This window comes from Shewanella sp. 10N.286.52.C2, from assembly GCF_002874545.1.
GTDB lineage: Bacteria > Pseudomonadota > Gammaproteobacteria > Enterobacterales > Shewanellaceae > Shewanella.
Window position 1 is genome coordinate 1 of record NZ_MCTV01000005.1, and the last position, 26,941, is coordinate 26,941.

At 39.8% G+C, this 26,941-nt stretch carries 23 protein-coding genes; 4 read left to right on the forward strand and 19 right to left on the reverse strand.

Annotated features, from left to right (window positions below; all coding sequences use genetic code 11):
• Positions 1-315: 315 nt before the first annotated feature.
• Together BCU94_RS19865 and BCU94_RS02495 are read right to left on the reverse strand one after the other, a co-directional pair.
• Positions 316-612 (reverse strand): tetratricopeptide repeat protein, encoded by a 297-nt coding sequence (locus tag BCU94_RS19865; protein WP_102475532.1) that lies wholly within the window; start codon positions 610-612, stop codon positions 316-318.
• An 88-nt stretch (positions 613-700) separates the two neighbouring features.
• Positions 701-1,204, reverse strand: a complete 504-nt coding sequence (locus BCU94_RS02495) for a hypothetical protein (protein WP_102475533.1) — start codon at positions 1,202-1,204, stop codon at positions 701-703.
• A 375-nt stretch (positions 1,205-1,579) separates the two neighbouring features.
• Here BCU94_RS02495 and BCU94_RS02500 point away from each other — a divergent pair, with 375 nt between their 5' ends.
• Positions 1,580-3,478, forward strand: coding sequence for a winged helix-turn-helix domain-containing protein (locus BCU94_RS02500; protein WP_102475534.1), 1,899 nt, complete (start codon positions 1,580-1,582; stop codon positions 3,476-3,478).
• 346 nt (positions 3,479-3,824) lie between these two features.
• Here BCU94_RS02500 and BCU94_RS02505 read toward each other — a convergent pair whose 3' ends face one another.
• Together BCU94_RS02505 and BCU94_RS02510 are read right to left on the reverse strand one after the other, a co-directional pair.
• On the reverse strand, positions 3,825-5,957 hold the full coding sequence (locus BCU94_RS02505; protein WP_102475535.1) for a PKD domain-containing protein: 2,133 nt from the start codon (positions 5,955-5,957) through the stop codon (positions 3,825-3,827).
• A 415-nt stretch (positions 5,958-6,372) separates the two neighbouring features.
• On the reverse strand, positions 6,373-7,563 hold the full coding sequence (locus tag BCU94_RS02510) for a site-specific integrase (RefSeq protein WP_102475536.1): 1,191 nt from the start codon (positions 7,561-7,563) through the stop codon (positions 6,373-6,375).
• A gap of 553 nt (positions 7,564-8,116) precedes the next feature.
• Here BCU94_RS02510 and BCU94_RS02515 point away from each other — a divergent pair.
• A complete protein-coding gene (locus BCU94_RS02515) occupies positions 8,117-9,010 on the forward strand; it encodes a polysaccharide lyase family 7 protein (protein ID WP_241904947.1) in 894 nt (297 codons plus the stop codon).
• A gap of 132 nt (positions 9,011-9,142) precedes the next feature.
• Here the strand turns inward: BCU94_RS02515 and BCU94_RS02520 are convergent, their stop codons facing one another.
• Both BCU94_RS02520 and BCU94_RS02525 read right to left on the reverse strand, forming a co-directional pair.
• Entirely contained in the window at positions 9,143-9,868 is a 726-nt protein-coding gene (locus tag BCU94_RS02520) for a DUF599 domain-containing protein (protein ID WP_102438751.1), read from the reverse strand.
• A 156-nt stretch (positions 9,869-10,024) separates the two neighbouring features.
• Positions 10,025-11,473 (reverse strand): NAD-dependent succinate-semialdehyde dehydrogenase, encoded by a 1,449-nt coding sequence (locus BCU94_RS02525; protein WP_102475537.1) that lies wholly within the window; start codon positions 11,471-11,473, stop codon positions 10,025-10,027.
• A gap of 298 nt (positions 11,474-11,771) precedes the next feature.
• Between BCU94_RS02525 and BCU94_RS02530 the strand changes: the two genes are divergently transcribed.
• Complete coding sequence (locus tag BCU94_RS02530; RefSeq protein WP_102438755.1) at positions 11,772-12,116, forward strand: DUF3634 family protein; 345 nt, start codon at positions 11,772-11,774, stop codon at positions 12,114-12,116.
• Between the two features lie 91 nt (positions 12,117-12,207).
• Here the strand turns inward: BCU94_RS02530 and BCU94_RS02535 are convergent, their stop codons facing one another.
• From BCU94_RS02535 to BCU94_RS02595, 13 genes are all read right to left on the reverse strand, one after another.
• Entirely contained in the window at positions 12,208-12,735 is a 528-nt protein-coding gene (locus tag BCU94_RS02535) for a DUF3833 domain-containing protein (protein WP_102439149.1), read from the reverse strand.
• Positions 12,736-12,800: 65 nt separating this feature from the next.
• Entirely contained in the window at positions 12,801-13,361 is a 561-nt protein-coding gene (locus tag BCU94_RS02540) for a chalcone isomerase family protein (RefSeq protein ID WP_157936284.1), read from the reverse strand.
• Positions 13,362-13,577: 216 nt separating this feature from the next.
• Complete coding sequence (locus BCU94_RS02545) at positions 13,578-14,102, reverse strand: DUF2878 domain-containing protein (protein ID WP_102475539.1); 525 nt, start codon at positions 14,100-14,102, stop codon at positions 13,578-13,580.
• A 5-nt stretch (positions 14,103-14,107) separates the two neighbouring features.
• Complete coding sequence (locus tag BCU94_RS02550; protein ID WP_102438761.1) at positions 14,108-15,385, reverse strand: cyclopropane-fatty-acyl-phospholipid synthase family protein; 1,278 nt, start codon at positions 15,383-15,385, stop codon at positions 14,108-14,110.
• A 190-nt stretch (positions 15,386-15,575) separates the two neighbouring features.
• Complete coding sequence (locus BCU94_RS02555; protein ID WP_102475540.1) at positions 15,576-16,364, reverse strand: DUF1365 domain-containing protein; 789 nt, start codon at positions 16,362-16,364, stop codon at positions 15,576-15,578.
• Entirely contained in the window at positions 16,361-17,629 is a 1,269-nt protein-coding gene (locus BCU94_RS02560; RefSeq protein ID WP_102475541.1) for an FAD-dependent oxidoreductase, read from the reverse strand. The genes BCU94_RS02555 and BCU94_RS02560 overlap by 4 nt, the downstream gene beginning before the upstream one ends.
• An 83-nt stretch (positions 17,630-17,712) precedes the next feature.
• Entirely contained in the window at positions 17,713-18,495 is a 783-nt protein-coding gene (locus tag BCU94_RS02565; RefSeq protein WP_102475542.1) for an SDR family NAD(P)-dependent oxidoreductase, read from the reverse strand.
• Positions 18,495-18,980 carry a nuclear transport factor 2 family protein gene (locus BCU94_RS02570; protein ID WP_102475543.1) on the reverse strand — a complete coding sequence of 162 codons (486 nt, stop codon included), beginning with the start codon at positions 18,978-18,980 and terminating at the stop codon, positions 18,495-18,497. Before BCU94_RS02570 ends, BCU94_RS02565 begins: the two co-directional genes overlap by 1 nt.
• A gap of 365 nt (positions 18,981-19,345) precedes the next feature.
• Entirely contained in the window at positions 19,346-20,665 is a 1,320-nt protein-coding gene (locus tag BCU94_RS02575; RefSeq protein WP_241904951.1) for an ammonia-forming cytochrome c nitrite reductase subunit c552, read from the reverse strand.
• Positions 20,666-20,852: 187 nt separating this feature from the next.
• Positions 20,853-22,064, reverse strand: coding sequence for an NnrS family protein (locus BCU94_RS02580; protein ID WP_102475545.1), 1,212 nt, complete (start codon positions 22,062-22,064; stop codon positions 20,853-20,855).
• A 406-nt stretch (positions 22,065-22,470) separates the two neighbouring features.
• Positions 22,471-23,892: a deoxyribodipyrimidine photo-lyase gene (gene phrB, locus BCU94_RS02585; RefSeq protein WP_102475546.1), complete on the reverse strand. Its 1,422-nt coding sequence runs from the start codon at positions 23,890-23,892 to the stop codon at positions 22,471-22,473.
• 75 nt (positions 23,893-23,967) lie between these two features.
• Positions 23,968-24,930, reverse strand: coding sequence for a DUF523 and DUF1722 domain-containing protein (locus BCU94_RS02590; RefSeq protein WP_102475547.1), 963 nt, complete (start codon positions 24,928-24,930; stop codon positions 23,968-23,970).
• Between the two features lie 242 nt (positions 24,931-25,172).
• A complete protein-coding gene (locus BCU94_RS02595) occupies positions 25,173-26,093 on the reverse strand; it encodes a DUF368 domain-containing protein (protein WP_102475548.1) in 921 nt (306 codons plus the stop codon).
• A 342-nt stretch (positions 26,094-26,435) separates the two neighbouring features.
• Between BCU94_RS02595 and BCU94_RS02600 the strand changes: the two genes are divergently transcribed.
• Positions 26,436-26,912, forward strand: a complete 477-nt coding sequence (locus tag BCU94_RS02600) for a hotdog fold domain-containing protein (RefSeq protein WP_102475549.1) — start codon at positions 26,436-26,438, stop codon at positions 26,910-26,912.
• The last annotated feature ends 29 nt before the right edge of the window (positions 26,913-26,941 follow it).

Sequence of the window (26,941 nt, forward strand, 5' to 3'; positions counted from 1 at the left end):
TCAAGTCGAAACTAATACACATCAATGCTGGCTTTATAGCTTTTTTTCAACAATGTCTTTAAGTGCCATGTTTTGCAAACTGACATCTGCAAACATCTTGATTTGGCTTTCTGTAAAACGTGTCTTTTTCATGTGATTCTCCATTTGGTTTAGTGTAAATGGAAAACTCTATTTAAAACATTCTGATTTTAAGGGAGGGTTACATAGGCTAATTTGGCTTCTACCGCGGTATCATAACCTCCTTGTTTAATGCTTAACCAAAGCCCAGTAGAAGATTGGCGTGTGTGCCATTAACAATGGGTGGCACTTTATTTCTTACATAACCCCTAGCTTGGATTGTGCGCTGGCATTACCCTGGTCTGCTGCTTTACGGTACCAAGCGACTGCCTGCTTATCGTCCTTAGTGACACCTTGGCCATTACCATATATAACCCCTAGGTTGAATTGCGCATCAACATAACCTTGCTCTGCAGCTGACTTAAATAAAAATATTGCCTTTTCATATTTTTGAGAGTTATAAGCAGCCATACCATCGTCAAAGGCTTGACTAGCGTAGGATAGTCTTGAAATGGAGAATAAAAGCACTAACGAGATTAACAAACACCTAAACATATAACAGCACCTTCAAAAGACAAAGTTAACAAACAAGAAACCAACAACACCTGTTAAATTAGACCAACACATATGGTTAAAACCACCCTTACAAAGTTAACTGTTTATCTAAATGATACTGTCTAACCATTTTCGTAAACCCTTTAGCTGAAAATTTATAACCATTGAAAACAACATAATTTGATTTAAAAAACCTTTCTTTAAGAAAATTATTATTTTCTTCTCCTATAGTATAATATAATATATTTAATGCAGGATAATTCTTATCTTTCATTAGCCATCCGCAAGAAACATAAAACTCCATCATTTTTCCATCAACTGTTATTTTCTCACTACGTAACACATTTTTGTTCCAATCATTTTTGCACTCTGTTAAGTCTTGGGCTTTATCCAGGGCGAAAGCTATATAAATAAAAGATTTTTCACCTAAATTATCGTGATGTAAACTAGCTCTTGCAAATTCATTAGATCCATTCAATGCAGTCCCTCTAGTTATGTACATTCCGATAACCTTTTCCCATTGAGTAAAAACATCTGCGCATACAGAAAAGCTAGAAAAAATTAAAATTGTACAAATAAATATATTTTTCACAGAAATTAGATCCTTTTAACTACTTTTTGATTTTTAACTTATGTTTTATATGCATTTTCAAGTGACAAGTTTTTAATACCTGATAGCTCCACTTTCAACGAGTGGGCAATAACTTCATTCAAAATACATGCAAAGAACTGCCTAAGGTCTCTGTCGACTTTTGTTCAATTCAACTTGGTTACATATAGAAGCTCACCCCCCCTTTTTTGACCAGTACATTCTGTTGAATAATTGTGATTAAACAGTGAATGAACGTGAAACGGTATGTAAAATAATCAGTTAGAATATCGACCCTCAAAAAAAACTTGATTTGGGTTTTGAAGCATTTACTCTAACGAAAATGCCAAAATAAAATAAAAACAAAATTCTATAAATATGAAATACAAAATAAATGGATTTTTACTGTCTGCAGATTTCGTTACTGCTACCAGGGCTGAGCAAACAATTAGTTTTACTTTCCAGGAAACTGTAGCGTTAAAGCAATTTTTCGCAGCAGATGATGGGTTTGTAGATACTCAAACATTGGAATCAACCGTTTGGGGCGAGCGAGTCGTTACTCAAAATTCATTACGTAAACTTATTAGTGCCATACGCCTGAAGTTTGATGACAAGAGCTCATTCAAAAGTGTGAGAAATAAAGGTTATCAAATTACTTATGAAGTAGTTGATGAGCCCATTGAAACAATGCTTCCCAAATATTCAACGCTTTTTTTTGTTATAGCCTTAATACTAGTTGTCTTAAGCCTACTAGCCATATTCGATGTCCTCTCCAGACCTTCAGCAACGAAGCCCCTACCGAAAGTTTCTCAACAAACCATATTTGAATCTCACGATTCTATTTTAGACTATGCAACATATGATGATGCTTTATACGTAACAACTCGGGACTCAACATCTTCTAGTCTTTACCAAACCTCAAACCGCCAAAACACAGTACTTTTATCTGCCGATTACCCTGGCGCCTATAGAGGAATAGAGATCCACAGTAGCGGACGCACCATATTACATGTTGTTGAGGACGCAAAATGTATCATTAAAGTGTTTGAAAGACCTATTGAAAATCAGATTGATGAAATCCCCTGCAATCGACAAAATGCATTTCCTTCATTTGACTGGATAGATAAAACTAAATTTTATATCACTTTTAATCTAACCCCTTCAGCATCAATTAGACCTTATATATATGATCTTGAAACTCAACACCTACAAGAAGTTACTGACACTAATTTTGATTCTGAAAACGGCAAGAGATTTATTGATGCCTTTATAAAGGCTAATGGTAATGGAATGTTTTCCTTGAGAGAAAATTCTGTAGATGAAATGTCCCTTATGTACTTTGAAGGTGATAAGCGAAGAACTTTATACACCTATAGAAATAAGCCCTTTTCAATAGCAGTGTCAAAGAACAATCTTTTCTCTGTAGGTAATAATAATGAGTTATTTAGAATAAATTTAACTGATGATGTTTATTCCCAGGAAATAAATACATCTTACGTGCTAGCACCTCAAACAGCAAAAATTGATGATCCGCTTATCTTAGAAAACGAACTATATTTTACATTGGGTAACAGCTCAAAAGAAATCATATTAAGTATGTCGGGTAAATTTACTTACAGTTTAGAAAATGGCATACGTGACTTTATCTATACTAACAAAACACTGTCTGTTCTAGCGGCCACAAATACTGGTTATGTTGTTGAGCAATTAAAAGATGAAACTGTTTTTAATACTGTTTATTTTGATACTGATTTAAGTTTAAGACATTTGGCTTTTCATCAAGGAGAGATTTATGTGGCTGGTTCCTCTGGAATTTTTAAATTGATTGATAATAATCTGATCAATATCAGCGAGATTAAGACGCTTGAATTAGTCTCTAATGGTAACTGTATGATTGCTGGGACTGATAATGGAATTTTCAAGTTTGTAGCTGATAGTGGCTCATTTAAAATTTTAGCCACGCAAGCTAATAGACCATTTCCAAGTAAACATGGTTGCTTATTTGTAGACAATTTATCAAATGATATTGTTAATGAAAAACGAGAAAAAATATCAAAACCGATTTTAAAAAAGTTTCTGTTTGAGCATAAGGGGAAATTGACTCATTGGAGTTTAGTTGGAGATCAAACTCATTTTATTGATATAGAGTCAGGTCAGATTATTGCTAAAACAAATCACCGAGCGATATACCAAAGAGTAGTATCATACGAAGACGATATTCTTTATCTTGGACTGGATGACGTTCGCACCTCTATAGTTAAAGTTGAGCTTGATTAGCAGCTTGCAGAGCAGTTCTCGGGATAAATCTAATAGTGGTTCATTGTTATAATGCCTTACTGTAGGTGATGTACAGTAAGGCATTATAATTTTGACTAAGAATTAATCTGAAATGTATTCAAAGGTAGCAGTAAAATTTTCACCAGTTTCTCGAATAGAAAAAGATAATTCAATTAGAGCTAATTACTTCCAGTATCTACGAGCACATATCAGTAATTAGGCTCGGTTCAACTAAACATTGACCATCAATTGGCAGCTCTAAATCAGTTGAACCTCAACCTAATACATTTGACATTGTCATATTCACATAGGAAACCACGTCAGAATCATCAACAGTAATGACCTCTTAATCAACTGTAATAACCATTTCATCACGTAAGCTCACACTTTCGCTATCTGATACAGTAAGGCCAATGACAACTTGCCCAGTAAAATCAGAAGGAAGGTTTAGTTCAGGTTTTTCTACTTCATTATTATCAAATACTGGTAATGTACTGAATGTTCCCTCTACTCCAACAACTGCCCAATTATATGTAAGAGAATCGCCTTCAGAGTCTATGCTTTCACTCGCTGACAATTGGATTACTTGAGCTGAATCTACGCTCATATCATCTCCTGCATGAGCGATTGGTATGGCATTGTTTCTAGCTCTGACTATCAAATGCTCAACTGAAACAATATCAACCCCATTTTTCAACATCAGCTGAAAAACAAATTTCCCTTCAGCATCTACATCAAATGTTGGAGATAAAGTATCAGCATTCACCAATACCGAACTTGAGTTATATGGAGAGTTAATCAAGCTCCAAGCTACCGTTACATCTTCACTGATACCGACGCTTTTAGTACCATTTAAAGTAATTGTTTCGCCAGTTTTTGCATAAATTTCTTCTTCAGTAAAAGCTTTGGAGATTGCTTTATTTTCATAAACATAAAACCAGCCTACTGAAAACCCATTGCCAGAACTCATCTCGTCTGTTGTCTCAACACGAATATGATAAAAGCCAGGCAACTCTGGAGTCACGGAGAAATTAACACTATTAGGTTTTTCTACGACTAAATCTGAACCAGGAGGTTGGTATCCAATAATCCATTCATAATTAATAAGATCATTTTCAGTATCAATGGACTTTCTAGCATCCAGTTCAACCATGTCACCCAATTTAACATAGTGGATATTATCCGTTATAGCGGTAGGTACTAAGTTTATACTTTCCGAGAATAATGTTACATACATCTCCTTAGTCACACTAGCACCACTCTCATCTGAAGCTGTAACACTTAGTAAGTAGGAGCCTTGAACATCAGCCTTAAACTCTGTTTCAGCTTCATCTACAATTGAGCGAGTAAGAGAAGGACGGCTTCCACCAGGCCCCCTTAGTACACGCCAGCTATAATCTAGCTCCTTACCTTCTGGTGATACTGATTTAGAAAAATCTAATAATATTGGAGTATTTATTTTTCCATAGTAAATAGTTTGGGCGCTTAATGATTGTATATACTCAAAAGGCTCATTAACGATTACCGATACAATTTCAGATTCAGTTGAAGTAAAACCATCATTTACAATTACTTTTGCACTATAGTCACCAGGTACATCAGGTATGAATGTTAAATAGGGTTTATCATAATTAAACCCCAGTAATTCACTTCCATCAGGAACATTCATTATCTCCCATAAATAAGTCAGCTCAACGGTATCAGGGTCAGTTGCTTGGCTATAAATATGCGCTTCACCGCCAAATGGAAAAGGAATATCAATTTCAGCAGTGACTTCAGGTGGCAAATTTAATTCAACCACAATAATAAGTGTGACAGGCAAACTTGCTTCTAAGCCATCGTTCACAACTAACTGTATATGGTACTCACCAGTGACATCAGCAACAAAAGCAGTGTCTGTAGTGGCCGTAAGAACTGAGCTTTCGACAGTACTTCCTTCAGGCATTGATATAAATGACCAAGTATATGTAAGAGAATCTCCATCATCATCTGAACTACTAGATGCTGAAAACTGTAATTCTTGACCTTGATACCCTGTTTCATCTCCAGTAATAACTGCAACAGGTAGTGTATTTGGCTTATAAACTGTTACTGTTAGCAAATCTGAGTTGCTGCTGTCTGTTCCATCATTCACAATTAATGAAAATTCATATGTACCAGCTACATTTAAAGCAAAAGACTGACTAACATTAGTCGTCAAATCAATTATCGTATTTTCAGGAGATGATACTAAAGCCCATTGATATGTAAGAGTATCGCCATCTGGGTCCGAACTTGCGCTTGCATCTAGAGTAATATTAGTTGCTATAGCGACAGAAAAATCATCTCCCGCAATGGCTACTGGTGCATTATTTTTGGGTTGTGTTGGTGTCGTATTATCTAAAGGAACTTCAACATCTGAAGATTCCCCTCCACCACCACAGGCACTTAAAAAAGTTATACCTAAAGTGGTTACGACAACTTTAATTAACGTATTCATGAAATCCCTATTTATTAATAATAATATTGTTCTTGGCTATTTAGATTTATCGTGACCTAAATTTAGTCAGGCTTATATACAAACCTAGCTAAAGTATTTAACCTAGGGAATTAGCTTGAAAAGTTGTGACACAAGTATGCGCCAACGTGAATCACTCTATCAATCAATAACTTAACATTAATCCGTAATATCTTAACTTTGCTATTTAAAATATTTATCCAAACTCAAAATTACAAAGCTAGAGCTAATCAGATACAGAATAAATGGATTTACTGTCGGAGGATTTAGATCTGGCGTTCATAAACACAGCCTAACCAAAAAAGAAATTTAACTAAAAATGAATCAACAGGCTTTTGTTGACTCACTTTCAAAACACACTAGATTAAAATTTATAGACTATGAAGAATAACGGCTACTAACATAAATTTTTAAATGCCCCCTCAATAGCTTGCCGTACCTGAGACACATTAGTATGAGCATAAACCAAGGTATGTTTTAACGATGTATGGCAAAGCGCTTTTGAAACAACGCTTACATCTGCCCCCGATTGAATTTGCCAGGTTGCAAATGTACGTCTTAGATCATGTGGTCTAGGTCGAATATTGGGGTTTTCATGGTACAAACCCGCTAATGTAATCGCTTCCTTCCACACTAAGTCTCCGCCAGTAATGTACCCGTACTTTGATGTAACGCCAGCAGGGAATACGAATCGACTTTGAGAGCCTCCTTTACGCCGATTAAGTAAGATATCCATCGCCATCCGATGCAGCGGGATTTCATAATGTTGATTCGTTTTGGTACGTGTTGATGGGATCAGCCAGGTTGCTGAGCTTAGATTTAAATCGCTCCACTCCATTTGCTTCACGTTCGATAACCTTGCGCCAGTGAAAAGTGCCAATCGATAGATATCAGCTAAATCTTGATTTGAAACCACTTTTAAAGCACTAAATAAACGGCCAGCCTCTTCATGGGTTAAATAACGATTTCGACTGACTCCAGGCATCTTCTTGATACGATCAAATGGGTTTATTTGGATATTTAATCTATCTTCATAATCGATGACATAATTGAACGCGGCTTTCAGTACGCTCAATGACTTGTTATGAGTGCAGTAGCCTTTAACTTCTAGCCCTTTAAAAAATGAGCGAGCAAACTTTTTGCTTAAATCATTGATGAAATAGGCACCCAATTCCGGTTGAACATGTTTTCGATAAGCAATGTCCAAAGCATGAGTTCGCCCAGCTATCGCTTTTCTAAAGCTCAGTTCATTCTCTTTATAGAGTAGGAATACATCATCAACAGTTACATACTGTTGTGGCATTGTTTGCACTTCAACTTCATATGCCGTCAAAGGCTCTTTTAATTCAGACAACATATTATTAGCTAAAATCCGCGCCATACTGACACTAATGCTTCCAGCCTCTCCTAACTTCCTCTTTACATCTTTACCTCTTCGTTTTGTTCTGAAGTAAAAGCTTTTTTTCCCTGTTGGACGAACAAAAAGCTTCAAGTGCGTATCACGCTTATCAACAAAAACTTGCAGGGTGTTTTTAATCGGTAAACGTTCGATATTAATATCGGTAAATAACTTAGTAATTTCTGGCATGTTCCACCTTTGTTCCACTAACAACAAAAATAAAAAGGTGGAACTGGGTGGGCTGGAGTAGCGAAAAACCTGATTCGAGTGTGGCCCAAAGCCTATAAAGCTATTAAAAACAGGCCTTTAGAGGATGGAAGGAGCCACCAAATTATGATGAGCCGCTTGGATTTATTCAAGCGGCTTTTTCATGTTTAAAATTTTAACTTTAGCGAAATACCAACAAATATCAACATCATCATTCCACGTAGATAGCGGCTGAAAACTCACAAATGATGTAAGTCACTAAATAGTTCTAGCAGCTTTATCATGACTTTAATTCCACTGCTAGCCTAAAGACATCAAACTAACATTCCATTGATTGCAAATAACACTCAAAGCGTTTTTATATTTGGCTGCCTTACTGAAATTTAACAAAAACACATACCCCAAATGATAACTTCACAAAAAATTGATCTAAAACACAGTTTATTTGTATTATTATATTAAATTAAACCTACTACTGTTACATCGCTGTTTGCCATGACATTTTGGCTCAAGGTTTTCGTTAAAAGGAATAAAAATGAAAAAAATAAAACTGTTACCCTTAGCGCTTATTGTTAGTAGTTTACTGGGTGGTTGTGCATCAAGCTCCGAAACGCCAACACCTTCAAATATCGAGATGAAACCAGCAACAGGTGAGCAAGTAGCGCCTGCTGATTATGTAAAATTTTCATCAATATTAAGTGCCTCAAAACTGCAAATATCAACACCAAACGCAAAACCCGGCAGTAAATATGAATTAGCTCAAGACAGCAATTTTAGCGGTATCGTTAATGAGCACTTTTATGTAGATAAAGGCTCTGAAGCCCTGGTCATGAATATGGAAGGTTATAAGTTACGTAACGAACTACGCGTCTTAGAAAACTTCAAATCTGATGAAAGCCAAACTTTTTATCGTCTATCTGCTGATTTAATGCCTATCAATCCACGAGAAGCCGTAGAAAACAGCCCTTCGAAAAATGATGCGATGACCTTCTTACAGGTACACAACAAAGGTACTTTTGACGATGGCAAGCATGGTGTGGGTTATATCCCTCACCCATTACTGCGTGTCGTTTACGAAGCCGACCGAAAAGGCATAAAAGATCATTACTGGGCTATCATCAAAAATAACAATGTGAATTGTGGTAAAGACAGTGGAAACCGCGATACGCCTGTTTGTAAAAATTCGTATGTGAGAATGAATTTAGGGAAGTTTACCCCTGATGTGCCAACGCATTTTGACATCATTGTTGGCGATCAAAAGCTGGTCATTAAAGTTGATGGTGTCACTAAAGTGAAGCATGACATTAGCTACTGGAAAGACATGCTAAGCTACTTCAAAGCTGGGGTTTATAACCAGTTCGAAAACGGTAAAAGCGAAGCTCATTTCTACAATTTAGAATACGCCAAAGACACAAAACAAGCGCAATAAGCTCTCTTTAATTGCTGAGTAATACACCGCATTACAAACCAATGTAAACCGTTCTTATAAACACACGGATTACATTGGTTTTTCCATCTTACCTTGCCATTGAAATAGCTCTAACGGCCCTTAAACAGGTACTTAGTTCTTACTTTCACGTTCCTGTTGAGCGATTTCCAAATAATTTTGCGCCGCAGTAATGGCTTTAACAGCCCGAGAGTTAAACTCTCGATGATAGAGAATATAAACCACCAGCAAGCTGGCTATTATCAGTAAGATGGGGTTCCAAAACCAACAAAGCGCTGCCATGGAAAAGTAATAACTTCGTAAGCCATAATTGTAAGAGTGAGCGGCCTGATCGCCCACCGTGGCCATTTGGCGCGAATACTTTGCCAAGTTTTTATTGCTTCGTGTGCGATCAATGGGCGCTGCGCCAATCATCACATTTAAAAAGCCATATTGACGCATTGACCAAGTAAATTGAAAAAAGGCTAATACAAAAATACTTGCCAGCATAGCCAACTTCACCTGCACTAAGGCATGATTAGGTTCAGCGGCAAAGGGAATAGAGCTGATCACTTCTTCAAGGCGCTCAACTTGAGCAAATAAGGTCAATACACCCGCCAACACCAGTAAGGTGGTTGAGGCAAAAAAAGCGATATTACGTTCTAAGTTTGCCAACAATGCTGCCTCACCCACACGGATCTCCTTGGTCATCACTTCGGCCATCCAATAGATACGATGCTGATGCAAACAGCGCGCGATACAGTTCGTTGTTTTGGCCTTTTTACGGGCAAAAAAAGTGTAACCCACCCAGCATGAGAAGAAACACGCTAAAGCGATAAAATCGATAAAAGAGAAAAGCATAAGACTCAAGCTATTATGGAATTAATGGTTAATTATGCAACACATTACTCTTGCCTTAAATAGCCTTCATGTTATTAACCGCTAAATAATCAAGTTTAATAACAGCTAGGCAGTTATCAGCTTGATTGAAGCGTATATTTACGACCAAGGCAGCCTTTAAACCGCTAAGCAAATATATTTCATTTCAAGATACTCATCGATACCATGATGGGAGCCTTCGCGGCCAAGCCCTGAAGACTTCACTCCGCCAAAGGGGGCGACTTCATTCGAAATTAACCCGGTATTAACCCCGACCATACCGTACTCAAGGGCTTCTGATACTTGATATACGGTAGAGATATCTTTGGCGTAAAAGTAAGCCGCTAAACCAAACTCGGTATCGTTGGCTTGTTTGATCACTTGTTCAACTGAATCAAATTCAAAAATCGCCGCTAACGGCCCAAAGGTTTCTTCTTTGGCCACTTTCATCGACTGCTTTAGATTAACCAATACTGTCGGCTTAAAAAAGTTAGCGCCTAAAGCATCGCCCTTACCACCCAATACAATTTGACCGCCTTGTTGTAGCGCATCATCAATATGAGCTTGCACCTTTGCTACTGCGCCTTGGTTTATTAGTGGTCCAATAGTGACGCCATCTTCTAAGCCGTTACCCACTTTGAGCTGCGCTGCTGCTTGGGTAAACTTTGCCACAAATTGCTGATATAAGCCTTTTTGAACATAGATACGATTAGCGCAAACACAGGTTTGTCCGGCATTACGATATTTGGCTTGAATAGCCCCTTCAACTGCCGCGTCAATATCAGCATCATCAAAGACAATAAACGGTGCATTACCACCAAGCTCAAGGGATAGCTTTTTAATACTTGGCGCGCATTGCTGCATCAGCTTTACGCCTACAGCGGTTGAGCCAGTAAAGGACAACTTTCTCACTATGGGGTTAGCACAAAGCTCTGCACCGATGGCGATGGCATCGCCGCTGATCACGTTAAATACCCCAGCGGGAACGCCGGCTCGACTTGCAAGCTCAGCTAAGGCTAAGGCGCTAAAGGGGGTTTGCGGCGCAGGTTTAAGCACCATAGTGCAACCCGCTGCTAATGCAGGTGCAGCTTTACGGGTTATCATCGCAAGCGGGAAATTCCACGGCGTAATAGCAGCGGTAACGCCTACTGCCTGCTTAATCACCATAATACGTTTATCAGCTTGATGGGCTGGAATGGTCTCACCATAAACCCGTTTGGCCTCTTCAGCGAACCATTGCACAAAGGAGGCGGCATAAGCGACTTCAGCTTTGGCTTCGGCTAATGGCTTACCTTGCTCTAAGGTCATAATCAGCGCTAAATCATCGCTATGGGCTAATATCAGCTCAAACCAAGTCATTAATATTATTTGGCGCTGTTTAGCTGTGAGTGCTTGCCATGCTGCTAAGGCACTATTGGCGCTTTCAATGGCTTGCTGGGTTTCAGTCTGGCCCATTCTTGGCACTGTACCTAGCTCTTTATTGGTGGCAGGATTAATAATCGTGTCGCAATGAGTCGATATGGCATCACGCCATTGCCCATTGATATAACATTGATGACGTAACAAACTGGGGTCTTGTAAATGCACAATCGTATCCTTTAGCAGCAAAATAGCAGACACTACTATCTTAGCTAAGTTTGCGAAGGTTAACGAGCTAACGATTTAGCAACTGGCTGACAACCAAGCTGTGCCCCCATTTCGCCCTTTATAATCGCCGCTTAAATGCCCTGTAAATGTGAGCTAGATTACAAAGCGTTAAAAATAATTGCATTCCTCAACTAGCAGAGTATTTTAATCAGTAAGACATTGAAAATTTTGATTTAACCTACTGAGTCATTTCAATTAATATTCAAGGCACTCAGGCTGTAAATACAAGGATATTGTTATGGTAGATACACTATTTAAAATATTATTTGTGCTGTTATTTCTGGTTATCGCTTACAAGCTCATTTTTTCAGGCAGCAGAGGATTGAAAGTCTTTGAAATGCATTTTAAAAACGGCAAACTCGATAAGCACTCGGGGAAAATCCCTGAAGCATTTCTGCGGGAATGTAAAAATATAGCCAAACACGAAAAGCTCACTTGTACTGTCAGAGCTGAAAAACTGAACGGGGTAAGATTACATGTCTCTGCCAATGTCGGTGACAAAATCACCCAACGGATCAGAAACGTTTTTCCATTTGAGTATTATGATAAGAAGCAACAGGACAATTCAAAGCTAAAGGGTTAAGGAAGCCAGAGGCTTTAGCGGTCAATATAAGTTGTATTAGTTGACCGCTACTGTAATGCCTTCAATCTGCCTTCAGCCATTGATATTTGAGTTACTCTTTGCTGATGACTAACGTAACCTGAGCAACGGTAACCCCAAATTTGATGATATCGCTTTTGTTTATAATGGTGCTTTCATCCACTAAAAACATCCAGTCATCAAAATGCACCTCATATTCTGAGTCATCAACCTCTAAAATCATGTCATAAGCCCAGCGCAGCGCACTGCCTCTGGCTTCACCGGTCGCAGTGCCTAAAATATCATTCGCCGTACCTTCATATTGGCCATTACCTAAATCGGTTATATGCCAAATTCGGGTTTGCTTTTCGCCATCATCATAAATAAACCACTCGTTAATAACCCCTTTATTACCTTGCCAACTGGCTTCCATAGTGACGGTAAATTTTCGGGTCACTGTGCCAGAGAAGTCTTGTACGATACCCGCCGCAGTTAACTTGCCGTCAAAAAAGCTACGTAAATTAAGTTCCGGAGTGGTTTTATCATAATCTTCAATAGATGCTGATGAACACGCTGTCAATAACACTAACGAAATGACCAGCAAAGATGACTTCTTAGCCATAGCGTAAGCGCATTGCAACTGTCGCCACGTCCTGTTTAATGCCGTTAACGCTAAACTTGCTTTAATCATTTCTTAACTCCAATTAACTGCTGACGTAATTTAGGTCTACTGGTATTTTCTGATAACCAAATGCCAAGAAATGCGTCTGCAAACCCCGGTTCTAAGATCATCGCCAAAGGCTGTTCGTTATAAAAAAACTGGCCTTTATTTTGCTCGTGCATCATAAAGCTTAGAGTGTCACCTTGCTTAACATCAGGCCATATACCTTCTAGATGAGCCTGCAGTTGAGGGATGCGACTTTGCTCGATACCAATGTGCTGCCACTGCTCTACGGTAGCTTCAATTAAATCTTCTGCATCAATATCTCTATGGTATTGGATTTCAAGTTTCAGTGGATATTGCTGATTTTTGTATTCACCATCTACTGACATTAGCTTGGCGCTGTAAACCGAAAACCACAATAAATCCAGATCGGCTTGGCCTACCAGTTTAAAATCTGTCGTGGCTAATGCTGTCGAAGCTGGTGTCGTTGGCACTGACGAAGATTGCACTGATGAAATTAGTTCTGCTGCGGGAGTTGGCTCAGTATTTAACTCTTGTGCGTTAGCCAATACGTTTGTACTCATAACAGCTAAGATACAGGCACTAAAAAAAAACCTAACTAAGCTCAAAACAACTAAGTGAAAAATTGCACGTGTATTTACACCAAGCGCATTAGGAACTGCTAACGAGCTTATCCGAGAATAACTATTCATCATATTGTGTTCCTCTATTGAGCCAATATAATCAGCCAACCACAGCCAGATAATTGCACCGCCGTTAGGTACACAAAGCTGGGTTAATTAAATAAGCTGGGCAATTTGTTTCACTTCGTGTTTGTGGCGAATGAACTTGGCAATGTGAAAAAATAACGGCATCAACAAGGCCCAAATAATGGCTAAAATTGCAGTGGTAAACAAATCGCCGTGAGGGAAATCGACCGCGCCAAAGTTGGCTCCAGCAAGGTAACTTAAACTACCAAATACGCCACCAACTAACACTTGAACAATAATGGGTAAGCCGCTAAAAATGCTTAAACTGTAATTAAGTGAAATCGCAAAATAACACCACAGCAGTAATAACCATATAGGCACAACCGTAAAATCAAAAAGCCCCGTTAAGGTAAGCGTTAAGTCAACTAGTACCCCGATAATGGTGCAACTGAGCATCACTTTGATATCTAAAACCCGTTGACGGCTGACGATAAAGTGCCAAATCAACAATAATCCTGGGATATATAGCAGCTGATTGCCAGCTAATACCCCTGCCCACCAGATAATCTGAAAGGCAATAACATTGATGATGATATTATGATTAACCCAGAGCATATACGTTATGCGCCACTGGCTAATGCAGTACGATATTGCGGCCTTACTGCCACTAAATGAACTGTGCTGGTAGTTCTTTCTAAAAATCCACCTTCACAATAACTCAGGTAAAACTTCCACATTCTGATAAAGTCTTCGCCATAGCCCATCTCTTTGATTCGGTCTTGGGCTTTATCAAATTTTTCATGCCAATGGTTTAAGGTTTGAGCGTAATCTTTACCCATATCATTGATGGACCACACCACCATGTCAGTTTTATTGGCAATGTGCTTATTCATTTCACTGATAGACGGTAAACAACCACCAGGGAAAATATAGCGCTGGATAAAGTCGACACTTTTACGGTAACTGTCATAGCGCTGATCAGCGATGGTAATGGCTTGAATTAACATGCGCCCATTTGGCTTAAGTAAACTTTCTAACTTCTTAAAGAAGCCCGGTAAATATTCATGACCTACCGCTTCAATCATTTCAATGGACACCACGCGGTCATACTCACCGGTCAAAATACGGTAATCGTCTTTTAACAAAGTTATTTTGTCAGTTAAGCCTTCTTGCTCTACCCGCTCTAGTGCGTAATCATATTGGGCATCAGAGATAGTTGTCGTGGTCACGGTGACATCAAAGTGCTTGGCCGCATATATCGCCAACGCCCCCCAACCAGTACCGACCTCAAGAACGGTTTGCCCCGCTTGTAAATCAAGACGCTCACAAATGGTTTGCAGCTTATGCTGCTGGGCTTGTTCTAAACTGGCATCGTGGTGCGGGTATAGCGCGCTTGAATAGAGCATTTCTTTATCTAGAAACTGCTCATACATCGGGTTGCCTAAATCATAATGCGCCAGAATATTGCGCTTTGAACCCGTTGATGAATTGCGGTTAAACAAATGACCGATACGATTAATACCAACACTAAACCATGAAAAGTAACGCTCAATTTTATCCAGTAATGAGAGGTTTCGGGCAAAAAGCTGCACCACTTTAGTTAAATCAGGGCTCGACCAATGACCTTGAATGTAGGCTTCCCCAGCGCCAATTGAACCACCCCAAATGATCTGCTTGTAAAAACTGGGGTGAGACACCTGCATAGTGGCATGCAAGTCAGAATCGACATTACCAAAGCTTAAGCTTTGCTCTGAGCTGCCAATTGCAGAGTTATCAGAACTAACAATGGTAAGATGGCCATCTGACAAGTGGGCTAATGCCTTAAGCAAAATCTTCTTCGCAAAGCTGTCAGAAATAGTCTCTTGCACTAAGCTGGTGTTGGTTGCCGCATTTTCCATAACTCTCTCCGCTGACTACTTTTTATATGCAATTTTTTGTGCGCTATTAGTATTTTAGCTGTAAATTTTATTTTTACTCATAAACAACAGGTTAGATTTCAATACACTAAAACTCTCGCTAGGCAAAAATTATTTGTTATGAGTTGAACATTACTAAACCAATACGCATCATTTCATGATTTGGTTTAATTTAAGTTTGTGGATGAGAGATAAAAGGGATCCGTTTAATAAATAACTTCAGCGCTTGCCAATAAATTCCAAACATAATTTTCAATGTCATTAGCGGAAAACTGAGCAACATACTGCGAATATTTTTGGCGGTAAAATCCTTTTTATTGAGCAACAAACTGGCATCGAACAGCTTATTGTCGGCATCATCCCTGTTTTGTATGGTCACATTTAAGCGCTTGCTTGGCGCGATGACCTTCCAAAAATAATGCATCTCAAGATCCATAAATGGCGAAACATGAAACACTTTATCTGTGGTGGTGGTTTTAGTGAGATTGACTAAGTAACAATGGCGCTGATCCCATGGCGTATTACTTACCTCCGCCAGCATATAAACCGCTTCGTCACCTTGATAGCAAAAATAGAAGTTAACCGGGCTAAAATAAAAACCAAAATGCCTCACTTGGCCAGCAAACACGACTCTGTCACACTGCGTCTGAGCCCCAAGCTTTGCTATCGTCCATAACACCCGCTGTTTCAGCGCTTGCGGCGGGCTCATTTTATCTATCAATGCTGCATCAACAGGGGAGCAATTAAACTGGCTTTCAAGGGCATTTAAATAATCATCAGGATTAAATCGTAGTACTGAGCGCTCAACTGCGCTAAATAAACGGCTAACCTTAGATAGCTGCGCCACTTCATCTAAGTCTATTGCCAGTAAGGCAATCTGATAACTGAAGCTGTGCAGCTTCGGCGTAAAGCGCCGGTGAATAATATCGCCACTGTATATTCCACTGGTGAATTCACTCATAGGCTAATGCCAAAATCATTGCACACATCAAGTGCACTGTGGACACCATCTTCATGAAAACCGTTATACCAATAGGCGCCAGCAAAATGAGTATGGTTAACGCCGCAAATACGTTTACGTTCGCCTTGGGCTTTCATACTCGACTCATTAAACACTGGATGGGCATAATTGAATTTTCTGAGAATTTTAGACTCATCAATTAAATCTGTTTGATTTAAAGTCACACAAAACGTCGGCGCATCTTTGGGTAAGCGCTGCAAAATGTTCATGTTATAAGTCACGCTGGCAGGTCTGTCAGCAATTTCAGCTGCATCCTTGCCTTCTAGGCGGTAATTCCAACTGGCCCATGCCGCTTTGCGTTTTGGCAGTAGATTAGTATCTGTATGCAAAACTACTTCATTATTTTGATATGCCATCGCCCCAAGTACTTGTTTTTCATCCTCAGTTGCATCGGTAAGCATCGCCAACGCTTGGTCGCTATGGCAAGCTAGAATGACTTCATCAAAGCGTTGAACTTCGCCATCATTAATACGTAAGTTAACCCCATCGTCGCTGCGTTCAATGGAGGTCACTGCAGAGTTTAAAAACAATCGCTGTTTGAAAGGAGCAATAAGCGCAGGAATATAGCTTCGAGAGCCACCTTTTAATACGTACCATTGTGGGCGGTCACTAATATTAAGTAAGCCATGGTTATGGAAAAATTGAATAAAAAATCGCAATGAGAATTTGCGCATATCATTGATACTGGCAGACCAAATTGCAGCGCCCATTGGCAAGATATAATGTTCGCTGAAAAAGTCAGAGAAACCTTCAGCATCTAAAAATTCCCCTAAGCTATTACTCGGGTAATTCTTAGCTTCAAAAATGGCCTTACATTGATTATTAAACCGTACTATCTCTGCTAAAAACTTATAAAAATCAGGTTTTAATAAATTACGTCTTTGGGCAAACATGCTCCACAAGGTGTGGCCATTGTATTCCAATCCCGTTTGCACATTACGTACACTAAAGCTCATTTCAGTGGGTAATGATTCAACGTCTATTTTTGCCATTAGCTTTTGAAATCGTGGATAAGTTCTATCATTAAATACAATAAAGCCACTGTCGATAGCATAGGGCTTACCGCCTACTTCAACATCAATGGTCGCGGTATGGCCGCCTATATAATCATTAGCTTCAAATACGCTAACTTGATGAAGTTCACTGAGCAAATGCCCACAGGTCAGCCCTGATATACCCGAACCCACAATTGCTATTTTTTTCATATTATTCCTTCAACTCATTATTATTATTTTTGCTATGACTACAGTTAATGGCATTTCAATTATTGTTAATTTTTCAAGCAGGCTTAACTTATTTTCGGCGCTAAAATTTTATTAATCAGTGCCGATGGTAAACATGATAAGCCCTTAAGCAATAAGGTAAATCGCTTCGGAAAATGAATTTCATCCTTAGCTTTTTTTAATTCTGTAAATATTGTTATTGCCGCTTTTTCAGCAGTAATTTGCATGGGCATAGCAAAGTCATTTTTATCGGTCAAAGGCGTTTTAACAAAGCCTGGGCAAATAACACTGACTCCAATACCAAATGCTTTTAAATCAAGGCGAAGACTGCTAGCGAGGTAATTTACCGCCGCTTTTGAGGCGCCATAAGCTTCCGCTTTTGGGAAAGGCAGGTATGTCGCACTTGAGCTCATTAATGCCACTCTGCCGTTAATGGCCACTAGCGGTAAAAAATGCTCTAAACAATAACCCATCGAGATGACATTAGTTTGAATCACTCGCTCAAATAAAGCGCCATCAAAACGCAGCGGATTTTCAATGTATTCACAACTACCCGCATTAAGAATAACCAGCTGTAATTTCGCGTTAGATGCGGCTAATTTATCTGATAATGTTTGCGCTGCGGTTTGAATTTGCGCTTTATCGTTAATATCAAAAGCAAGCGGCACAACGCCACTTATGGCATTTAAACGCTGCTCATTACGGCCACAAGCAAATACCATGTAGCCTTTTTCAACATAAAGCATCGCTAGTGCTAAACCGATACCAGAACTGGCCCCGGTGATTAACACTGCAGGTCTTGCTACTGATTGATGAAGGTTTCCCTGATGAGAGTTAGCTTGTTCCATTATGCTGACGCCTTGTTTTTGATGAACTTAATCAACCGACCTACTAACGGGAGTTGTTCATACAGCATACTGCCAAGATCAAAATAATCGCGATGGGCTGTAATTTTATCGCTAAATTTAAGCTGGCTCATTCCTTCAACAGTGATGAGTTGGCCGTTGTTTAATTTAGAGTGACGATAGTGCATTGCCCAGAAAACGGCGGCCTGCTGATGGCTACAGCTCACCTCTTTAATATCAAATTCAATATGGTCAACGTTGGCATATAGGTTAGCAAAGTACAGGCTAAGGTTTTCAATACCTTCAACTTTGTGTAATGGATCTTGAAAGATAATCTCATCGCTATACACCTGATTAAGCAAGTGTAAGCTGTCTTTATTTAGCTGCTGGTACATGCTAATAAAGTCATCAATGATTTGTGGTCTGGCAAGATCATTACTGCTGGCTGGCTCAGTTAAATGACTCACGGTATTGGCAGTACTTGGCATTATGTCTCCTTTACCACCTCAAATAACGATTAGCTGATTAACTAATAGCAATCTAGGTGACGCTTAGCTAAACCTTGCAAACTTTGGTAATCAAATCGAGCTGTCATATTGCGACTGCAAGATTAATAGTAAGCTTAGTTGCACGTTTTGTCCTATGTTTAACCGATAAATAACTTAAATAATCATTGATTTTCAATAAGTAAATAATGCTACTTAATCGGATTGTTAATGATTAATACGCAACGATAGTCGCTGCAGATCACAATAAAAAAGGCGCTTAGTTTTCACTAAGCGCCTTTAATAAACACAATAATCAGCTTTGGCGATATCAGTCTCTATCGCTATTTTAAGCTAATAAATTTAGCTCACTGGTAACCTCTTGCAGCAATTGGGTCCCAGTTTTTCTCAACTTCTTCTTTGATGAATTTTTGCTTCTCTTCGCTTAACTTAACTTCATCAATTCCAACCGCAGCATGAGCAGATTCTTTACTGCTAATGTCAGGGTATTGCACCTCGGTAACCTTAAGCAATCTAAGGACTCCCGCAATAGACTCACGCGCAGCGGTTGCTTGCTCAATAGCTTTAGTTAATAACTCACGACCTTCATCTGGGTTATGGGCATATAAACCATGTGAAGCCATGGCAAAATCCCAGCGCCACTGTCCGTGACGAATCCCCATGATGCCTTCATTCATTTGATGCCAATTTGCACCAGCATCCCAAGCGGCTTTAGCTTCGTAATGCGCCTTAACCAATAGGCCCTCAACCTTACGTGCCATGGCATCAATTTCTTGTTTATCACTGTTAAGCTTTGCGGTGATGTCATCTTTACTTTGATGACAGCCTTTACAGGTTTGATCAAAATACGGTAATGCTTTATCAACCTTATGGCTGGTAAATGTCTCACCTTGTTCATTTTCTTCCGCAGGCATATGACAAGTAATACAGGTTACGTTATGTTCAGCATGCTTACTTCGGCTCCAATGCTCAAATTCTGGATGACGCGCTTTGAGTATTGGCGTTTTAGAAATAGGGTGAATCCACTCGAAAAAACGGCGGGTATCATAGTACTTCTCAATATCATCAGCTGTACTACCGAAGATCCAAGGCATGTTTACTACGTTACTTTTTTCAGGCTGGAAATAATAAGTCACGTGGCACTGGCCACAAACTTGTGCACCCTGCATAGAAACTGATTGTTCCGCAAATGGCAGACCCACTTTATTCATCGCATTCTGAGCATGAGGCCTTGGTAGGGCTAATTTTTCAGAACCGTTTTCATGGCAATCACTACAATAAACCACGCTTTTAATTTCAGTACCTAAATCGGTAAAGTTTTTTGCTGAATAACCTTCAAAGCCTAACTCATTAATTAGTCTTGGTGCATCAGGGGTTTTACAGGTCCAACAACTGGCAGAGGTGCCTTTCTCGCCTTCTTTTGGTGGCACACCAGTACGTAATGTTTGGGTAACATCAGCGACAGCAAATTGATGCCCCCTTGGGCTGTGATATTCTTTGGCAAATGATGAACCAGCCCATAAGATGATGTTAGCTGGATACTGGGCTAACATATCTTCACGTTCAGACTGCTCTTCAGTTGCCGCCCATGACTCATAATGTTCAGGAAATTTAGTTTCAAAAATATCCTTGGCTTGTGACGCCACCGCGCAGCCAAAAAAACTCAGGCTTAATAATACCGATACTGCTTTTACTGCCTTTGATTTAACGACTAAATCTCGGGCAACTAGGGATAAACGTTTGTTCACTGTGCTTCCTTAATATTACAAACTGACATAACTGACTAGTATAAATTCTATAGTTTTAACGACTTAAATTGCTTAAAACGGTGACTTCACTTTTAGCTGACCCAGCTTAGCCAGGCCTGCCATCAATACGAGGTCGAGTAAGTATTGGGCTGTAATGCAGCACAAATAACCCAAATGCCATAAACCAAAAACCACCAGCTAACCACAACCACATCTGGGTTTGAGCGGGTAAAAGCAAAGGCATAATGGCACGAAATATTGCAGCTATGGGTAAACAGGCAAACGCCAGTGCCATACTTGGCCCTTGATAAATATTTCTACTGGTGTGGCCCAGTGACACTCTTGAAATCATGGCTAAACATAAAGATGCAACACAACCAATAGCAAATAAGTGCAACATGCTTCGATAAGCATAGTCATCATTGATAAACCAACCTAACCCCAGTAGCGATAGTGGCAGTGACAAATAAGACACATGTAATGACCACAACATCGGCTCAGACAGGGTTTTGTGGGGTAACCAACGGCTAAATCGAACTAAATGCAGCGTACCTGCTAGCAATAACAACACTTGCTCAACAGCAACTGGGAATAACTTAAATATAGCTTGAACAGCCAAAAGTACCATTAATATCAGCAAGCCCTTTTCTACAACAAAAATTGGCTGAGCTTTAGTAGCCTTTAAACGCATGGCGGTAAAAAACGGAATAACCCGTCCACCAACTATGGTAATCAGTAGCGCCAGCCAAAATATCATTCCCTGCCAAATTTGATTAGCTAAAATAAAATTGCGTTCGTTTAATGCGTAATAACTCACAAGATTAACAATCAGCGCTACCATGAGCATGATTGAAAAACCAATGTTCTGCCATTGCTTTACCCGATAAACGCATCGCCACATGGTAAATGCAGCAATGCCTAAAAAGACACTATCAAAAAATGCCGGTAAAATTAACGGGATATCCATCGGCAATAACAGCAGTAACCTAGCAAGTAGCCAACTGATAAAAGTAATCGCCAGAGGGATGCCTTTAAGGCTAGGTTGATTGGTCCAAGTTTGCACTGCCGTGAGTAAAAAACCACAGACAATAGCTAAAATAAAACCAAATAACATTTCATGGGGGTGCCACCATAAAGGTAATACGTTCGCCCAAAAGTTACTATTAAACAGACTATATTGCGGGGTAAACCAGCCCATTAACCATAATGGAATATACAGCATGGCAATCACTGCGCCACCCAAGAAAAAAGGCCTAAAAGCTAAACGCCAAATAGCAGCGGTTTTTTCCGTTTCTGCTGGGTCGTCAATATTGAGCATAGTAATCAAGCCTTTTTGTGGACGCACTTAACATGCATTTTAAATGTATGTTTATGATATGTTGTTCTGCAGCAAGCAGCAATCTTTAAAGTCATCGATGTTAAAAACCGATTTAAAATTGTGATCCCACGCAAAAAAGATTGCTCTCGATGACCAACAAACTTACCTGATTTAAATTTAGCTTAAGAAACGATTAACAGTCGAAATTGCTCTAACATTTAATCAGTGCATTGAGATGGTGTAAATGAATATTATAAAACAGTGACTTATGAAGGGATATTATCTGGGAGTGATATGACAAATTTCAGCGAGTCCTGTTTGAAACAGGACCCAACTTGAAAAGTTTAACGGGGTTAAATTTACTCGTTTGCAAAATAAAAACCAACAGCGGTCTTCATTGAGCGAGTTATCGCTTTAGCGAACTAAGCACTTCAATCGCCCTTTTGCGTGCCATACTGTGCTCGACAATGGGAGTCGGATAATCTGACATTGTCGGCACTGCAAACAAGTCATCACCGTTTGTGAAGCTAGGTTGGTGAATTTGCTTTAAACTTGTCGCGGCCAACTCTGGAATATAATGCTTGATAAAACTGGCATCGGGGTCAAATTTACTACTTTGATTCATCGGATTAAAAACCCGAAAATAAGGCTGGGCGTCACAGCCCGTACCAGCAGACCATTGCCAACCGCCATTGTTGGCAGCCAAGTCACCATCGATAAGGTGCTGTCGAAAATAGCGCTCGCCCCAACGCCAATCCACCAACAAATGCTTAGTTAAAAAGCTCGCCACCACCATGCGCAAACGATTATGCATCCAACCGGTTTGATTTAACTGCCTCATTGCGGCATCAACAATGGGAAAGCCGGTTACGCCGTCACACCAAGCTTTGAACTCTTGGGGATGATTACGCCAATTTACTTTGCTGCCATTTTCATTAAAGTTTTTGCCTTTAGACAAATCAGGAAATGCCACTAACAGGTGCCGATAAAACTCACGCCAAGCCAACTCATTCACCCAGGTTTTAGCAGGACTAGTATCATCCACTAATGCATCTGGAAAACGGTTCAATACTGAGGCGAGACATTGGTTAGCACTAATCACCCCGATGGCTAAATAAGGCGATAAACGGCTGGTACTGTCTAAGGCAGGAAAGTCTCTTTCTGGTAAATAATCCTGTAAATTATTAGCGCAGAAACGGTCTAAAATGCCTTTAGCGGCAGCCTCGCCTGCAAGCCAATGCTGACTAGAGACTTTGAGGTAATCAAATGCAATTGTCTTTGGAGCCTTAAGCGCAGGCCCCATAGCCGCTGGCACTGCCACAGGGGCAATTCGCCTAGATGACACTATCTCACGCCAGGTTTTAGAAAAAGGGGTAAACACCTTGTACATCTTGCCTGCAAGATTAGTGACCTCCCCTGCAGCAACAATGCAATCTTGAGCGATAAACTGGATAGGTACACCAATATCAATAAGCTGTTGATCGCGTTTACGTTCATTAAACTCGGGTTCCTGGGTGGCAAATACCTGATCTATTTGATTATCGATTAGGTATTGCGGCATCCAGTCCATAACATCGTCGAACCAAGGTAAGGTTATCACCTCCAACTCAACCCCTAATGCAGCTAGACTTTGGGCTAAAAGGTTGACATGGCGCTCAATAAAATCCACTTGAATCGGCGCGACATCATGACTTTTCCACTGCTCAGTACTGGCAATAAAAATCGCTTTAACTTGACCATTTGTTTGACGAGCCAGCTCAAAAGCTTCAACAACACTATGGTTATCAGCAAGACGCAAGTCTTGCCTAAACCAAATTAAGCTATTCATTAATACAACCTCTTAGCTAAAGTCTTATCTGGTTTACGCCAACCGCAGGGTTAATACGACCACGTTTATTACAACTTAGTAAGCGTAGCGTAACCTGAGTTCTTCTGGATGCGGATTTAAATACACCTGCCCTTCAATATAAGGGGTTGGGTGTTCGCGTAAATAATGGTTAATTAAGGTTATTGGCACCAATAAGGGTAATAGTCCTTCGCGGTATTTCATTATCGATTCGGTAAGCTCTTCTTTTTGATCTTTAGACAGATGTTTTTTGAAATAGCCCTGAATGTGCTGCAAGGTACTGGTATGGTTTTTTCGCGTCGCTTTGATCTTTAACGCCGTCATAAAGCCTTCAAAATAGGTTTGTGCTGTGGCCTCAAGATCATCAATCTGCGCTAAGATTGGCCCTAAATCACGATACCATTGTGGGCTGTGAGCCATTAATAGGTATTTATAACGGGCATGAAACTGCATGAGTTTGTGCTTAGTCCAGCCTTCAGCTTGCAAGCAATGCCACTCATGGTAAGCATAGACGCGGGTAATAAAGTTCTCTTTTATCAAAGGATCATGTAGCCGACCTTCTTCTTCCACGGGTAAATGGGGATAGGTCTCCATTAATTTTCTGGCATAAACTCCCACACCAGATTTAGTGCCATTATTGGTACCGTATTTATACTCAATCACCCGCTCCATACCGCAGGTTGGCGATTTAGCGCAGAGAATATAGCCACCAATAAAGTTGAGTTCCTTAACCCGCTTTTCACTAAACTCAGCAAGTTTGTCGGTAACATCGATACTACCATCTGCACTTTTAACAAAAATTTTATCACCATCAATTTCTTGGCGAATACTTTTGCGTGGCGCGCCCATACCTATGGCCATTTCAGGGCATACGCTGATGTAATCAAAAAATGGCGCGAGATCTTTATTGCAATAATTTGAGTTTTTATGGCCGCCATCAAATCTTACTTTTTGCCCTAACAGGCAACTACTGATACCTATCTGAATTCTCTCAGGTTTAAAGATTTCTTTATTCACTATACAACTCCTTGTGGCTTACATTTGTTTACGTGCCATGTAATTAGTTAGATCATCTTTTTATTGATAGTAGCCCTGAGTTGGATATAAGCAATCACTCTTTTGCAGTTAATTTTCAGTAGGTTCAAATCAGGGTCAAGAATGTCAAAGCAAACATCAACCCATTGTTCAATCCCATAAAAAAGGCTAAACAATTGCTGCTTAGCCCTTCTCATCATATTTTCGGTTAAATTAAAAACCGCGCTTTAAGACGAATGCTGTTGACCGAATTTCTCTAGGCCCCAAACTAGGCTAATACCCACTATTAAACAAATTACCGCAGCCACTAATTGAGCAGGCTCGCCCGTCATTTGCTCAAATTGCATTGGCGATAAGTTTTGTTCAGTGAGTGCCACCAGCTCACCACTGGAATTTTCACGCCAAGTGAGGACTTCTTTCCATGGCCAAATTTTGCCTAAAGTGCCAAGCATGAGTCCGGTTAAAAACATCAATGTATGGTCATGAAACTTACGCAACATGGCTGAAAGCACATGACTAAAGCTCAGTAAGCCCACAACACAACCACAGGCAAAACAAGCCAGCATTAAAATATCAAAGCCTTTGGCTGCAGCTAATACGGCTGGATACATACCTAATAGCAACAGAATAAAACTACCTGAAATACCCGGTAAAATCATCGCGCAAATGGCAATGCAGCCAGATATAAAGAAGGTAAAATAACTCACTTCAAGCTCAATGGGATTAAGCACTGTGATAGCCCAAGCAAAGGCGACACCTAAGATAAATAATGCCACTTGGAGCAAGTTAATTCCTTTCACTTGCTTAAGCATATGAACAACAGAAAATAAAATCAGCCCGAAAAAGAACGACCATACCGGTATCGGATGATTAGTTAACAACCAAGAAATGAGTTTTGCCAGCGTGAAGATACTGGTTAGGATCCCGCCAAACACACAAACCAAAAAAGGGCCATTAATGTGCATGAAAGCCGCTTTAAAACCTTGCTGCTTAATAATGCCAAAAAGTGAAGGATTAATTTTACGAATCGCATCTAATAACGGGTCTAAAATGCCCGTAATAAAAGCAATTGTGCCGCCAGAAACGCCAGGTACAACATCGGCTGCGCCCATCGCCATGCCTTTGAAGTAATTTAATAAATGATGCAAAACCAATCCTTATTAATAAAATGAACACACCTTAGAGGTGAGAAATACAAGCTTAAATACCTGATAAAACCTTATCTTAAAGCCAGCCGATAAACATCTTATGTTGGACGTTTATAAACTGAAAGTCATGTGACTTGGTTAGCAGTAACAGCATATAAAACAAATTATACCTGCACTAAGCTCAGTGAAGGAATATATCTTTTATCAATATCATTCGCTTATGTGCAAGCCGTTACAAGGATGTTAAACTCAAGCCCCAAAAACTCATCTGACCAGATAAAAATAAAACCAGATGGCTGAAAACAACATTAATCCTACGTTTAGAATCATTAAAGGACTGCTATGAGTCACGATAAACCCAATCACGTATTAGCCTTGTATCACAAAGTCACTAAATACCCTTTCGGTAATAAAATATTCTCAATGATGGTATCAAGAACAGCGCCCTACTTTGCTACCGTGCGCCCTCTCGTGACCGCATTAAGAGTGAACCACTGTGCTGTTTTAGTTAAAAAACGTCGCGCGGTACACAACCACATAAAAACCGTGCACGTTATTGCTATTTGTAATGGTTTAGAGATGGCCATGGGCGTGATGGCAGAAGCGTCTATTCCAAAGCATTTACGCTGGATCCCAAAAGGCATGTCGGTTGATTACACCGCCAAAGCGGGCACAGATATTTTATGTGTCGCCGAAGTCACCCCTGAGCAATGGCAAGTGGGCGATATGTTAGTACCGGTTAATGCCTATGATACTGAAGGCAAAGTGGTTGTTCGTGGCAGTATCAAATTATGGATTTCAGAAAAACCCGCTAAGTAGTCTCAGCTAACAGTCTGTATCAATTTTAA